13 protein-coding genes and 1 pseudogene are annotated in these 13,810 nt (G+C 70.4%); 9 read left to right on the forward strand and 5 right to left on the reverse strand.

The window, feature by feature from the left end; translation table 11 throughout:
- The coding region (locus D7V97_RS28135) for a serine/threonine-protein kinase (protein ID WP_120613724.1) at positions 1–1,859 on the forward strand (1,859 nt) is incomplete at its 5' end.
- Between the two features lie 20 nt (positions 1,860–1,879).
- Here the strand turns inward: D7V97_RS28135 and D7V97_RS28140 are convergent.
- Positions 1,880–2,236, reverse strand: a complete 357-nt coding sequence (locus D7V97_RS28140) for a hypothetical protein (protein WP_120613725.1) — start codon at positions 2,234–2,236, stop codon at positions 1,880–1,882.
- A gap of 272 nt (positions 2,237–2,508) precedes the next feature.
- Here D7V97_RS28140 and rplU point away from each other — a divergent pair, with 272 nt between their 5' ends.
- The 6 genes from rplU (at position 2,509) to D7V97_RS28170 (ending at position 7,741) form a co-directional block, all read left to right on the forward strand.
- On the forward strand, positions 2,509–2,817 hold the full coding sequence (rplU, locus tag D7V97_RS28145; RefSeq protein WP_120536730.1) for a 50S ribosomal protein L21: 309 nt from the start codon (positions 2,509–2,511) through the stop codon (positions 2,815–2,817).
- 54 nt (positions 2,818–2,871) lie between these two features.
- Entirely contained in the window at positions 2,872–3,150 is a 279-nt protein-coding gene (gene rpmA / locus D7V97_RS28150; RefSeq protein WP_120613726.1) for a 50S ribosomal protein L27, read from the forward strand.
- 128 nt (positions 3,151–3,278) lie between these two features.
- On the forward strand, positions 3,279–4,682 hold the full coding sequence (obgE, locus tag D7V97_RS28155) for a GTPase ObgE (protein ID WP_120613727.1): 1,404 nt from the start codon (positions 3,279–3,281) through the stop codon (positions 4,680–4,682).
- Between the two features lie 4 nt (positions 4,683–4,686).
- Positions 4,687–5,367 (forward strand): RNA methyltransferase, encoded by a 681-nt coding sequence (locus tag D7V97_RS28160; protein ID WP_120613728.1) that lies wholly within the window; start codon positions 4,687–4,689, stop codon positions 5,365–5,367.
- A gap of 80 nt (positions 5,368–5,447) precedes the next feature.
- Positions 5,448–6,311, forward strand: coding sequence for an outer membrane lipoprotein carrier protein LolA (locus D7V97_RS28165; RefSeq protein WP_233583270.1), 864 nt, complete (start codon positions 5,448–5,450; stop codon positions 6,309–6,311).
- 14 nt (positions 6,312–6,325) lie between these two features.
- Positions 6,326–7,741: a hypothetical protein gene (locus tag D7V97_RS28170; RefSeq protein ID WP_120613729.1), complete on the forward strand. Its 1,416-nt coding sequence runs from the start codon at positions 6,326–6,328 to the stop codon at positions 7,739–7,741.
- Between the two features lie 22 nt (positions 7,742–7,763).
- On the opposite strand, the gene rimO is transcribed toward D7V97_RS28170, so the two are convergent.
- The 4 genes from rimO to D7V97_RS28190 are packed head-to-tail and all read right to left on the reverse strand — an operon-like array spanning position 7,764 to position 12,488.
- Positions 7,764–9,191, reverse strand: coding sequence for a 30S ribosomal protein S12 methylthiotransferase RimO (gene rimO / locus D7V97_RS28175; RefSeq protein WP_120613730.1), 1,428 nt, complete (start codon positions 9,189–9,191; stop codon positions 7,764–7,766).
- A gap of 5 nt (positions 9,192–9,196) precedes the next feature.
- The gene (locus D7V97_RS28180) at positions 9,197–10,312 is read right to left on the reverse strand and encodes a hypothetical protein (protein ID WP_199728969.1); all 1,116 of its coding nucleotides are present in this window, start codon (positions 10,310–10,312) and stop codon (positions 9,197–9,199) included.
- A gap of 12 nt (positions 10,313–10,324) precedes the next feature.
- Positions 10,325–10,822 carry a YajQ family cyclic di-GMP-binding protein gene (locus D7V97_RS28185; RefSeq protein ID WP_120613731.1) on the reverse strand — a complete coding sequence of 166 codons (498 nt, stop codon included), beginning with the start codon at positions 10,820–10,822 and terminating at the stop codon, positions 10,325–10,327.
- 25 nt (positions 10,823–10,847) lie between these two features.
- Complete coding sequence (locus D7V97_RS28190; protein WP_120613732.1) at positions 10,848–12,488, reverse strand: ribonuclease J; 1,641 nt, start codon at positions 12,486–12,488, stop codon at positions 10,848–10,850.
- Positions 12,489–12,641: 153 nt separating this feature from the next.
- Here D7V97_RS28190 and D7V97_RS28195 point away from each other — a divergent pair, with 153 nt between their 5' ends.
- Both D7V97_RS28195 and D7V97_RS28200 read left to right on the forward strand, forming a co-directional pair.
- Positions 12,642–13,040, forward strand: a complete 399-nt coding sequence (locus tag D7V97_RS28195) for a BlaI/MecI/CopY family transcriptional regulator (RefSeq protein WP_120613733.1) — start codon at positions 12,642–12,644, stop codon at positions 13,038–13,040.
- Positions 13,037–13,810, forward strand: a pseudogene (locus tag D7V97_RS28200) (hypothetical protein); the annotation flags it as partial. The gene D7V97_RS28195 and the pseudogene D7V97_RS28200, both read left to right, overlap by 4 nt.

The following is a 13,810-nucleotide window of genomic DNA, read 5'->3' on the forward strand; positions in this document are numbered from 1 at the left end:
GGATGGGCTCCGTGTACCTGGGGGAGCACGAGTCCATTGGCAGCCGGGTGGCGGTGAAGGTGCTGCACGAGCACCTGGCGCGCTACCCGGAGCTGGTGCAGCGCTTCCACGCCGAGGCCCGGGCGGTGAACCTCATCGGTCACGAGAACATCGTCAGCATCTACGACCTCAACGCCGCGGCGCTGCGTCCGTACCTCATCATGGAGTACCTGGAAGGGGCACCGCTGTCGGCCTGGGTGGGGACGCCGCTGTCGGCCGCGGCGGTGATTCCCGTGCTGTCCCAGGTGTGCGACGCGCTGGAGGCCGCGCACGCGCGGGGCATCGTTCACCGCGACCTGAAGCCGGACAACATCTTCCTGGTGAAGCGCGGGCGGGGGATGCCGTTCGTGAAGGTGCTCGACTTCGGCATCGCGAAGCTGCTCGACGCGAGCATGCCGGAGACGCTGGCGGGCATCATCGTGGGCACGCCGGAGTACATGGCGCCCGAGCAGTCGCTGGGCCGGCGCCTGGATGGCCGGGCGGACCTGTACGCGATGGGCGTCATCGCCTACCAGCTCCTCACCGGGCGGCTGCCCTTTCCCGACGAGGGGCTCACGGCGCAGCTCGTGGCGCACCAGACGCGGCAGCCGCCGCCGCTGCGCTCGGTGCAACCCGGGGTGCCGGCCGCGGTGGAGGCCGTCGTCCTGCGTGCGCTGGCGAAGACGCCCGAGGAGCGCTTCCCCAGTGCGCTCGCCCTGCGCATCGCGCTGGAGCAGAGCCTGGTGGTGCGGACCCCACCGCCGCGCGTCGGCCCCGTGGGCGCCTCCCCGTCCGCATCCCCCGTGCCCGCCGCGGGGGGTGGCCGGACGCCGCCGCCGGGGGGGCCCCAGCGGACCCCTCCCATGGCCCCGCCCGTGGCGCCTCCCAAGGCTTCCGGCCGTGGCACGGGCGGTGGGTCCCTCCCGGTGCAGGTGCTGCTGCATCCGGGCACGCAGCCCCTGCCCTTCACGGGCTCCGACCTGTCGCGCGGCGGGGTGTTCCTGCACGCGACGGGGGAGCTGCCCCCGCTGTTCGCGCGGGTCCAGGTGGTGCTGCCGCTGCGCACGGGGCCGCTGGCCGTCACGTGCGAGGTGGTGCGCCACGTCTCGCCCGAGCAGGCCCGCGCCTGGAGCATGTGCCCGGGCTTCGGCGTCCAGTTCGTCGCGCCGTCGGCCACGTTGAAGGCCCGCGTGGAGCAGCACCTCTCCGGCGCCCCGGCCTCCGCGCCGCCCACGCCCCGGGAGCTCCCCGACGACGCCGAGGCGGAGCGGGTCCTGGAGGCGCACCGCGAGCGGCCCGGCGGGGATGGCACCCACTACACGGTGCTGGGGCTGGCGCCGGACGTGGACATGGACGCCGTACGGGAGCGGGCGCGCGACGTGTGGACGACCCTGTCCGCCCTGCGGCATCGGCCCCTGTCGCGCGGGCAGCAGGCGCGCCTGGAGTCGTTGCTGGGCCGCGTGAGGGACGCGGGCGACACGCTGGGGCTGCCGCTGCGTCGGGCCCGCTACGACGCACGGCTGGGCAACCCCCGGGGCGTCGCCCGGTGCCTGGAGGCGGGCCTCACCCCCGGGCAGGCGGAGGCCCTGCGCCGCGAGTACCTCACCGAGCAGCCACAGGCGGTGGGCGCCGCGCGGGTGCACTTCCTCACCGGCGGCGCGCTGGAGCGCGACGGCCAGCTGCAGCGCGCCCTGGAGGCCTACGAGCGCGGCCTGCGGCTGGACCCGTTGGAGCTGGAGTACCAGCAGCGCCACCGCGTGGTGGGCCGGGCCCTGGGCGCGCGCGCGGCGGGAGCCCGCAACGAAAGAGCCCGATTCCCTGGAGAGGGAACCGGGCCCTGACCTGCTTCAGCGGCGGACGACTAGTTGGTGCTACAGCCGGAGCTGAGGCCGGAGATCTTGCCGCTGCAGGTGACGAGCTTGCCGAGGAGCGCCGTCTGCTCGCCCTGGGTCTTGTCGGCACAGTCGCTGATGTCGCTCACGCAGTCCGTGAAGGCGCTCAGCTTCTCCTTGTCGTCGTCCGTGCAGGACTTGGTGCTCTCCTCGCAGCTCTTCAGATCCTCGTCGGTGAACTCGATGTCGGAGGCGTCGATGCCGCAGCTCTCGTAGACGGACTTCAGGTGCGAGCCGGCATCCTTCGCGTCGTCGCAAACGCTGCCGCCGCAAGCCGTGAGCGTGAGCGAGGCCATGGCCGCCAAGCCGAACATGATCTTCTTCATGGTGTGTCTCCCCCTCGAAATGAGGTACAGGTTGGGTTTCAAGCGGCGCGCATCCTAGCGATCATCCGCTTGCTTTCCAGTAGACTTTATTCCGGGAATTCCATTCAAAAGTAAATAGGGGCGGCGGGGAGGTCTGATCCGCCATGTGCCTTGACTCCCCCCGGGGTTTCCCGTAAGTCCCGCCGTCTTTTAGCGCGCCGGGCGGTCCGCCGTCCGAAATGCGCGTTGGATTCCATGGGTTGAACCAACCCGAAGCTGACAGGGGTTCGACGATGTACGCAGTCATTCGCACAGGCGGGAAGCAGTACCGCGTTGCCGAAGGCGACGTTCTCCGGATCGAGAAGATCACCGGGGACATCGGCGCCGAGGTCTCCTTCACCGAGGTCCTCCTCCTGGGCGGCTCGGACAGCCCGAAGGTGGGGCAGCCGACGGTGTCGGGAGCGAAGGTCGTGGGCAAGGTGCTGGCGCAGGACAAGCACCGCCGCGTCCTCCACTTCCGCAAGGAGAAGGAAGGCTGGACGCGTCGCCGTGGCCACCGCCAGCCGTACACCGAGGTGAAGGTCACCTCGATCTCCGGCTAGTCGGTCGCTGCCTTCCCGGACTTTTTCAGTCACGAACTTCAAGGAGCAGGTGTCATGGCCCATAAAAAGGGACAGGGTTCTTCGCGCAACGGGCGTGATTCCAACCCGCAGTACCGCGGCGTGAAGGTGTATGGCGGCGAGACCATCTCCGCGGGCAGCATCCTCGTGCGGCAGGTCGGCACGGTCATCCACCCGGGCACGAACGTGAAGCTCGGCCGCGACTTCACCCTCTTCTCGACGGTGGACGGCGTGGTGAAGTACGAGCGCCTCGGCCGCGACAAGAAGAAGGTGTCGGTGTACCCGGCCGCCGCCGCTGAGCAGGCGAGCGCCTAGTTGGCTGCTCCGGGGGCAACCCCGGGCACGGCATCCCCGAGCGGGTCGTTCCCGGTCCACCCCGTCCTCGCGGACGGTTGGATGCGAGGACGGCCCGCTTTGTATTTTTCCAGGAGGGCGTTCGCCCCATGAAGTTCGTCGACGAAGTACGCATCTACGTGAAGGCGGGAGACGGCGGGAACGGCGCCGTGTCCTTCCGGCGCGAGAAGTTCATCGAGCGGGGCGGTCCCAACGGCGGGGACGGCGGCAACGGCGGCTCCGTGTCGTTCGTCGCGAACCCGCAGCTCACCACGCTCCTGGACTACCGCTACCAGCAGCACCACCGGGCGAAGAACGGCGAGCACGGCATGGGCAGTGACTGCAACGGTCACGGGGCCGAGGACATGGTGCTCCAGGTGCCGGTGGGCACGTTGATCCGCAACAACGACACCGGCGACCTGCTGGTGGACCTGAGCGAGCCGGGCCAGGAGTACGTGGCGGCCAAGGGCGGCCGCGGCGGCCTGGGCAACATGAACTTCGCCACCTCCACGCGCCAGACGCCGCGCTTCGCGCAGGACGGCACCCAGGGTGAGGAGATCACCCTGCGGCTGGAGCTGAAGCTGCTGGCGGACGTGGGCCTGCTGGGCTTCCCCAACGCGGGCAAGAGCACGTTCATCTCGCGCGTGAGCCGGGCGCGGCCCAAGGTGGCGGACTACCCGTTCACCACGCTCGTGCCGAACCTCGGCATGGTCCAGTACAAGGACAACCTGTCCTTCGTCATGGCGGACATCCCCGGCATCATCGAGGGCGCCAGCGAGGGCGTGGGCCTGGGCCACCAGTTCCTGCGCCACGTGGAGCGCTGCAAGGTGCTGGTGCACCTCATCGACATGGGTGCCGAGGGCGAGGGCCGCAAGCCGCTGGACGACTTCAACATCCTCAACGTGGAGTTGAAGAAGTACAGCGCGGAGCTGGCCAGCAAGCCGCAGGTCGTGGCCGCGAACAAGCTGGACCTGACGGAGGCCCGCGAGCGGCTGGGGCCCTTCACGGAGGCCCTGCGCCGCCGTGGCATCCGCGTGTACCCGGTCTCCTGCGCGACGGGCGAGGGCATGCAGGCGCTAATGGACGCGGTGGCGGAGGTGCTCTTCACCGGCCGCACCGAGAAGATCCACACGGAGGCCCCGCCGAAGCGCGCGGCTGCCGCTCCCGCGAAGAAGGCGTCCTCCGCGAAGCAGGCCCCCGTGAAGAAGGCCGCGGCGAAGAAGGCCCCGGCGAAGAAGGTCCCGGCGAAGAAGGCCGCAGCGAAGCAGGCCGCGCGCAGGCCCGTGGCGAAGAAGGCCGCCGCGAAGAAGGCCGTGGCGAAGAAGGCGGTCGGTGCTCGCAAGGCCGTGGCGAAGAAGTCCGTGGCGAAGAAGGCCGCCGCGAAGAAGACCTCGCGCAAGCCGGTGGCGAAGAAGGCCGTTCGCAAGGCCCCGGTGAAGGCGTCCGCGAGGAAGCCCGTGCGGAAGACATCCGCGAAGAAGTCCGCCGCGAAGAAGTCCGGCGGGAGGCGCTGAGTCGATGGCTGGTGGAGGCCCCCGCTACGAGAAGTTCGAGCGCGACGTCGTCGAGCCGGAGCAGTTCCTGCTCGACGAACGCAAGGAGCGCATCGACCGCGTCGTCAGCCAGCGCACGCGCAACTTCACCGTGGTGCTCGACCGGCTGGAGGACAACTTCAACATGGCCGCGGTGCTGCGCACCTGCGAGTCCATGGGCGTGCAGGAGGTGCACGTCGTCATCAACCCGGACGCGCCCTTCATCCCCAACTCGCGGGTGGCCCAGGGCTGCGACAAGTGGTTGGACGTGCACCTCTACAAGACGTTCGCGGAGTGCCGCGAGCACCTGAAGGGGCAGGGCTTCAGCCTCTACGCGTCCGCGCTGCGCGAAGGGGCCACCAGCCTCTACAGCCTGCGCTTCGACACGAAGTTCGCCATGGTGTTCGGCAACGAGCGCTTCGGCGTGAGTGACGACGTGCTGTCGGGCGTGGACGGCACCTTCTGGGTGCCCATGAAGGGCTTCAGCCAGAGCCTGAACATCTCCGCGGCGGCCTCGGCGAGCATCAGCCGGGCGATCGCCTGGCGGGACGAGCACCTGGGAGGCTCCGGGGACCTGACGCCCGACGAGGCCCAGGCCCTGCGCGAGCGCTTCTACCTGCTGGGCGTGAAGCAGCGGAAGCGTCTGGTCAAAGCCACACAGCGGTGAATGCTGGCCCCCCGGGGGCCGTCCGGATGCGGTAGATGGTCCCCGCGGGCACCCCGGTGCCTGCTCCGGAGGCGCACGCCATGTTGCTGGAATCCCTGCTCTTCACGCTGCTCGCCGTGCCGCAGGCCCCCACCACCGCCGCGCCCGTCGCACCCGTGGCCCAGACGGCGCCCGCGCCGAAGTCCGCGCCCGCCGCGAAGGCCCCGGCCGCCCTGCCGAAGCCCTCGGGCACGCCGGATGCGGGCCGGCCAGATGCCGGCGCGGTGGCTCCCGCCGCGAAGCCCTCCGATGCGGGCACGGGCACGCCCGCGACGGCCGCCAGCGCCCCGAAGCCCGCGCCGAAGATGACGCCCGAGGTGAAGACGCTCGTGGACCGGATGCAGGCCTTCTACGAGAAGACGGGCGACTTCAAGTCGGGCTTCAAGCAGGACTACAAGTACAAGACCTTCCGCCGCACGCAGTCGTCCACCGGCACGGTGACGTACAAGAAGCCGGGCCTGATGCGCTGGGAGTACACGAACCCGTCGCCCCGCACCTTCGTGCTCGCGGGCAACAAGGTGTACATGTACGACCCGGCCGCGCAGACGCTGTCGGTGGCCGCGATGGACACCAGCCAGCTCTCCGCGTCGGTGACGTTCCTCTTCGGCCAGGGGAAGCTCGAGCAGGAGTTCGCCATCTCCAAGGGCGACTGCAAGGACTGCAAGGGCACGCTGCTGGTGTTGGATCCGTTGAAGACGGAGCCCCGCTTCCGCCAGGTGCGCCTGGAGGTGGATCCGACGACGGCCCAGGTGCTCAAGAGCACCGTGGTGGACCCGGACGGCAGTGAGAACGCCATTGCCTTCGTGGACCTGAAGACGAACGTGGGCATCGCGGCGGACAGCTTCAAGCTGAACCCGCCCGAGGGCACCCGCGTGGACGACTTCACCAAGCCGAAGTCGCAGTAGGAAGGCCGCCCTCCATGCGCGGCGTGCTGCTGGCAGGGTGCGTGCTGCTGGGCGCGGGATGTCACTCCGCGCCTCCGGGGCCCGTGCGTCCCACGAGCCTCGTGGGGCAGACGCTGCCCCTCCTGTCGTCCCCCGCGCTGCGGCTGACCGTGGCGGGCCGGCTGGAGGGCCGGGCCGTGCCCGTCGTGCTGGATGTCGCGCGCCCGCTGTCTCTCGTGACCACCGGCTGCTTCGGCGGCACACCGCCCGCGCCCGCCGGCACCGCGCGCGTGCCCGAGCCGTCCGGTGGCCACCGCTCCTGGCCCGAGGTGCCGGCCCCCGCGCTGACGGTGGGCCCGGTGGCGCCGCCCCTGCGCACGGTGCTGCTCTCCGGTGAGAAGGGCTGCTCGGTGACGCTGGGGCAGGACGTGCTGGCCCCGTACGCGCTCACCGTGGATCCGCTGCGCCGCGAGGTGACCTTCACCGCCACGCGCCCTCGCGAAGCCTACGACGCGGAGCTGCGCGCGTCGGACGCGGCGCGCGAGTCCCACGTCGTGGAGCTCAGCCGCGACCCCGTGGGGGACTGGGCGCTGCTCGCCGTGCAGGTAACGCAAGGCACCGCGAGCGTCACCGGCCCCTTCGTCCTGGGGACGCGCGAGCCCTTCTCCCGGCTGGCGGTGGACCCCGCGATGGCGCAGGGACTCCAGCCGCTGGAGACGGCCGCGGGCCTGCCGCCGCGCACCTTCGCCGTGGACGCGGTGGAGGTGGCCGACGGGCTGGGCGTGCGCCCCCTGGTGATGGAGGCCGCGGGCCGCTGGCCGTCGCAGAGCAGCCTGGGCCGTCTGGGGCCGGACGTGTGGGGCCACTTCACCGCCACCGTGGACGCGCAGGGCGGAGCGCTGGTGCTGCGCAGGCCCCGCGTGCGCACGCCCGAGGACGGTGGCCGGCAGCAGTGCGCGGGCGAGGGCGGGGCCTTCAGCGAGGAGGCCTGCTACGGCGTCTTCGTGCACCCCGAGCCGGACGGCGCGGTGGCCCTCTCCGGCGCGGTGTACCGGGACGTGCCCGAGGGCGTGCGGCTGTACGTGGAGCCCCGGGGCGCGGACGGCCAGCGCCTGGAGACGGGCTGTCAGGTGGGCCTGAGCTTCCCCACCACCCAGCGCGGCGCCAACACGCAGCACCGGCTGCCATGGACGTCACTGGCGCAGACCCTGCCCGCGTGTCACGCCGCGCTCCAGGCCGCGCGCGGCTACGCCGTGTCGCTGGTGGAGGAGGGCCGCCAGCCCGAGTGCCCCACCACCTGCGCCTTCGTCACGGAGACCGCGTCGCGGCGCACGGTGTGCGAGTGCCAGCCGACGCCGCTGGGCGAGGGCGTGGCGGTGCCCACCAAAGGTTCGGGCCCGCAGCCGCCTCCCGTCGAGGAGCGCGAGCTGGAGCCCGAGGATCCGAAGTAGCGCTGTCGACCGCCGCCGGTGACTACTCCGGCCGCGGCTCCGCGGGACGCTTCAGCGCCTTCATGGGCACGGGCGCGGGCGGGGCCTCGCGCGGGGTGTGCGTGCGCTGCTTGGGGTCCGGACGCTCCACCACGCGGGCGATGAGGTCGTAGTCGTGCGCCTCCGTCACCTCCACGGTGACGAACTCGCCCGGGTACGCCAGACCGTCGTTGATGTAGACCTGCCCGTCGATCTCCGGCGCCTGGCCCTCGTGGCGGCCCACCAGCAGGTGCTCGGACTCCTCGCTGGGGCCCTCCACCAGCACGGTGAGCTTCTGGCCCACGAGCTTCTTGTTCTGCTCGCGGTTGATGCGCTTCTGGATGGCCATCACCTCGCGCCAGCGGCGCTCGATGGTCTTCGCGGGGACCTTGTTCGGCAGGTCGAACGCGGAGGTGCCCTCTTCATCCGAGTACTGGAAGACGCCCAGGCGCTGGAAGCGCTGCTCCTTCACGAACTCCTTGAGCAGCTCGAAGTCCTCCTCCGTCTCACCCGGCAGGCCGACGATGAGCGAGGTGCGCATCACGAGGTTCGGCACGCGCTCGCGCAGCTTGGTGAGCAGCTCCTTGAGGAACTTGGAGTTGCGGCCGCGCTTCATGGACAGGAGCAGCTTGTCGCTGGCGTGCTGCACCGGCATGTCCAGGTACTTGGCGATCTTCGGCTCGGAGGCGATGACGTCGATGAGCTCGTCCGGGAACACGCGCGGGTAGGCGTAGTGCAGGCGGATCCACTTCACGTCCACCTTCGCCAGCTCCCGGAGCAGCTCGTGGAGCTTGGGCTTGCCGGGCAGATCATGTCCGTAGGCCGTGAGGTCCTGCGCGACGAGGTTCAGCTCCTGCACGCCGCTGTCCGCCAGGTTGCGCGCCTCGGCGAGGATGTCCTCCACCGTGCGCGAACGCTGACCGCCGCGCAGCGTGGGGATGATGCAGAACGCGCAGGCGTTGTCGCAGCCTTCGGAGATCTTCAGGTACGCCGTGTACTTCGGCATCGAGTTGATGCGCGGCGTCTGGGCGTTGTGGATGTAGTCCGGATCCGGAATCACCTGACGCGGCGACGCCTCGGCGGCCAGCAGGTCACCAATCTGCGCGTAGGCGCTGGTGCCCAGGAAGTGGTCGACCTCCGGCATCTCCTGGGACAGGTCCTGGCCGTAGCGCTGGGACAGGCAGCCCGTGACGACGAGCGTCTTGCACGCGCCCGTCTTCTTGAGCTCCGCCATCTCCAGGATGGAGTCCACCGACTCCTGCTTCGCCGGGCCAATGAAGGCGCACGTGTTGACGACGATGACCTGGGCGGCGGCAGGGTCCTGCACGAGCGAATAGCCGCGGGTGCGCAGCGTGCCCAGCATCACCTCGGAGTCCACCCGGTTCTTCGGGCAGCCGAGGGTCATCATGTACAGGCTCTTGGTTTCTTCCACTGCGTCTACCGCTTTCCGATTTCGGTTCGATCGAAGTGGTCCGCACTCCAAACGAAGTTGACGATGGCGCCGTTCGAGTAACCGATGGTCAGCGCTCCCTCTTCATCCAGTTCGATGGAACTGGCGCGACCCAGCGCACAGGTGGCGGCCGGCCACTCGAGCGCCTGCTGCGCCGTCTTGCCCGATACGACGTAGAGCCCCATCCGAAGCTCGTCGTCGGAGTCGCATTGACCCTCGACGGCATAGGGATTCTTCCCGGTGAGCACGGTAACGACCGGCCGCCCGTCCGGCAGGCTCAACGTGTCCGGCACGTTCACGCCCATGTTCGACGCGTCCACCGCCTTGGGCGCCACCAGCGCGCGCAGCGACTGCGGCGTGAGCGGCGCGTCACCCTGGGCCCAGTCCGGATAGGGCATCACGCCCCAGCCGAGCCAGCCCGTGGGGGCCGCCTCCAGGGCGGTGACGGACGCGGGGGGCTTGAGCTTGAGGTTCTTGCGCGCGTCGTCCGGCAGCCGCAGCGCTTCGCCCACCATCGTCGTGCCGCCCGTGCAGTTGGACACCGGCACCGTCTTCTGGCCCACCTGGTCCTGGTCCTCGTAGGTGACGCACAGGTCCATGACGAGCGGCTCCACCGCGGGGAAGCGGGGCAGGGCGCGCACCGGCACCATCGCCACCACCACCAGCGTGTCGCCCCGGCGGTGCACCGAGGCGTTCACCAGCCCCTGCGCGAACCGGGGCGTGCCGCTGTCGGCCGCGGAGGTGCGCTGGCCGTCGAAGGCGAAGCGGTAGGTGTAGCCCGTGGCGGTGGGGCCCGCGTCCGGGAAGGACAGGGTGAGGGTGATGAGGTCGCCCGCGAGCAGCTGGTTGTCCGTGGCCTCCACGCCCACGAAGAGCGTGTCCTTGCGCCAGCCCACCCGGGCGGAGAAGTTCGCGGTGGCGCCCTCGACGGTCAGCGGCTTGAGCACCAGCGGCGAGCCGAAGTCCTTGAGCCCGCCCTCCGGACGCGGCGCCTTCTTGAGCACGGGCACCGGACGGCTGGGGCGCGCGGCTTCCTGCGCGAGCGGGGCGGAGGAGGCGAGCAGCAGGCAGAGCGAGAGGAGGGCCGGGGGGGCGGCGTGCATGGCGGGAGGCGCTCAGTCGCGGAAGTTGGTGAACTGCATGTCCAGGCTCAGCCGGTCCTGCTCCTTGCGGAACAACGCCATGGCGGCCTGCAGGTCGTCGCGGTTCTTGCCCGTCACGCGAAGCTGATCCGCCTGGATGGAGGCCTGCACCTTGATCTTCGAGTCCTTGAGCACCTTGATGAGCTCCTTGGACTTCTCCACCGGGATGCCCTGCTGGAGCTTGATGGGCTGCTTGACGTTCGCGAGGCCCGTCTTCTCGATGTCGCCGAACTCCAGCACCCGCAGGCTGATGCCGCGCTTGGCCAGCTTCACCAGCAGCACCTCCTTGGCGGCCTGGACCTTGTCCTCGCTGTTGGCCTTCACCGTGACGGAGGTGTTGTCCGGGGCGACGATGATGTCGGCGTTGACGCCCTGGAAGTCATAGCGCGTGCTGAGCTCCTTCTTGGTCTGATTGACCGCGTTGTCGAGCTCAGCCAGGTCGATTTTGGAGACGACGTCGAAAGAGGGCATGGGGGCTTCGGCGCCCTTACCATACCTACACCCGGACGACCAAGGGGACCACCAGGGTGCGTCGGGAGGTGTGCTGCTTGAAGGCCCGCTTCACCGCCCGGACCAGCTCCTCGCGCGCCAGGGCGTCGTCCCCGCGAAGCTGGGGGTTGAACTCCTCGAAGTAGGCCTTCGCCTCCAGGGCCACCCGGGACAGCACGCCCTGCTCGTCGGGGGAGAGCCCCTGGCCGGACAGCTGGGGCCCCGCCACCAGGGCCTGGGTGTCGCGCCGGAGCACCACCACCGCGGCGACCATGCCCGTCTCCGCCAGCCGGTTGCGCTCCACCAGCGTCTCCGCCGACAGCACCCCGTTGCCCGAGCGCTCCCGGAGGATGCGGCCGGAGGGCACGCTGCCCGTGAAGCGCCCCTGACCCTCCTGGAACGTCACCACGTCGCCGTCATGGGCCAGCAGCAGCCCTTCCGGGGACATGCCGGATTCGCGCGCGGTGGTCAGGTGTCGGTGCAGGTGCCGGACTTCCCCATGTACGGGGATGAAGTTGCGCGGGCGCACGATGTCCAGCACGCGGCGCTGCTGGGGGCGGCTGGCGTGTCCGGAGACGTGCACGCCGGGCTCCACCTGGGCGTAGACGATGCGGGCGCCGCGCCAGTGGAGTTGGTCGAGGAGCGCGCCCACGGAGCGCTCGTTGCCCGGGATGGGGCGGGCGCTGACGATGACCAGGTCGCCGGGCTCCAGCCGCACGGGCCCGTCGCCGTTGGCCAGCTGGGTGAGGCCCGCGCGGGGTTCGCCCTGGGCGCCGGTGGTGAGCACCGCCACGCGGTGGGGCGCGAGCTTGGGCACGGAGTCCAGGTGCACGAAGAGCGAGTCGGGAACCTGGAGGTAGCCCATCTCCCGCGCCAGCTCCACGTTGCGCACCATGCTGCGGCCCTGGAGCGCGACCAGCCGGCCGGTGCGCTCGCAGAGCTCCAACAGGTGTCGCACGCGGTGGAGGTTGGAGGAGAACTGCGCGACGACGATGCGGCCCTTGGTCTCCTGGAAGAGGCGCTCGAAGGTGGACTGCACCACGCGCTCGCTGCCCGTCTCGTCGGGCAGTTCGGAGTTGGTGGAGTCCGACAGCAGGCACAGCACGCCTTCGTCGCCCGCCTCGCCCCAGCGCTCCAGGTCCGTCTTCAGCCCGTCGATGGGGTCCGGATCCAGCTTGAAGTCGCCGGTGTGGATGATGGTGCCTTCGGGCGTGCGGACGATGAAGCCCACCGCGTCCGGCACGGTGTGCGTGACGCGCGTGGCCTCCACCTGGAAGGCGGTGCCGACCTTGAAGGGCAAGCGCGGTTCGATCTCGCGCAGGTCCGCCGCCACGCCCAGCTCCTCCAGGCGGTTGCGCGCGAGGGCCAGCGTGAAGCGCGTGCCGTAGATGGGGACCGGTACCTCGGCGAGCAGGTAGGGGAGCGCCCCGATGTGGTCCTCATGGCCGTGCGTCAAGAGCACGCCCTTGAGCTGCGCGGCGTTGCGTTTCAGGTGGGTGAAGTCCGGGACGATGATGTCCACGCCCGGCATTCCCGCCGAGGGGAACATCAGTCCGGCGTCGATGAGCAGCATCTCCCCACGACAGGCGAGCACCATGGCGTTGAGGCCGATTTCGCCGAGGCCGCCCAGAGGTATGACGTGGAGCATGTGAGCGCAGTCTAAAGACTTGCTCCACCCGGCGCGTGGGAATCCGCACCCCCTGGCGCTTCCCCGCTTGCCGCGCCTGCTTGACGGAATCCAACTAAAGGCTTAGTTGTGTCGGAACTAAGGTTTTAGTTCTCCGCAGGGGAGGTCGCTGCCGTGTCCAGGTCGCCATCCGTCGAGGAGTCCCGGCCGCTGACGCCGGTGGAGCTGGAGCTGATGCAGCTCGTGTGGAAGCTGGGGGAGGTGAGCGTGGCGGACGTGCTCGCGGCGCTGCCTCCGGAGCGAAAGCTGGCCTACACGTCGGTGTCCACGGTGCTGCGCATCCTGGAGCAGAAGGGCGTGGTGCACAGCCGCAAGGAGGGGCGCGGCCACCTGTACTCGGCGCGGCTGTCGCGCGAGGCCTATGAGGCGCAGAGCGTGCGTCACCTGGTGGCCACGGTGTTCGACGGCACGCCTTCGTCGCTTGTGGCGCGGCTGGTGGAGTCGGTGCCGCTGTCGGCGGAGGAGGTGGAGCAGATCCGCAAGCTGCTGGGCCGCAAGGGGGGCAGGGGATGAACCTCTCGCTCAGGGATTGGCTGGCCGCGTACCTCACGGCGGCGGCGCTGGTGGCGGTGGGCTTCGGGCTGCTGCGCGCGGCGCTGGGGCTGGGGATGGCGCGGAGGTTGAGCGCGCGGCAGACGCTGCGCGTGGGCCGGGTGACGCTGGGGCTGGCGGTGCTGCTGCCCTTCGGTGCGCTCGCGGTGCGCGAGCTGCTGCCGGTGGCGCCGCTCTTCACGTTCGAGCGTTCGCTGGTGCGCTACACCGCGCCGCTGGCGCTTCCGGAGGCGCGGGCCTCGCGGGTGGCGGTGTCGGGGCCCATTTCGGAGGACGGTGGCGTGCCGGATGCCGTGCCGTGGGTGGCGCTGGGCCTGGGGCTGGGCGCGTTCGGGTTCCTGGCGTGGGAGCTGCGCCGGTACGCGCGGCTCTTGCGAGGACTTGAAGCCCTGCCGCTGCTTCGCCGCGTGGGCCGCGTGCGCGTGGTGCTGGGGGACACGGCAGGGGGCGCGTTCTCCGTGTGGTTCCCGGGTCGGGGCGCGTGGGTCGTGGTGCCCACTGGTGTGTTGGAGGACGCGGAGGCGTTCCGGCTCACGGTGCGGCATGAGCTGCAACACCACCGGCAGCGCGACACGGTGCTCGCGTATGGGCGGCTCGGCTTCGACAGCGCGTTGCTCATCTCATGTACTCCGCACTCGGGAACGCCACGCGCGAGCGACACCCAGGGCGATGGGCTCGCGAGAACTGCGACCTGCTTCATTTGCCGGTTTGACGCCCTGCGCCGCTCTCCC

It is taken from the genome of Corallococcus sp. CA053C (assembly GCF_003611675.1).
In the GTDB taxonomy this organism is placed as follows: Bacteria; Myxococcota; Myxococcia; order Myxococcales; family Myxococcaceae; genus Corallococcus.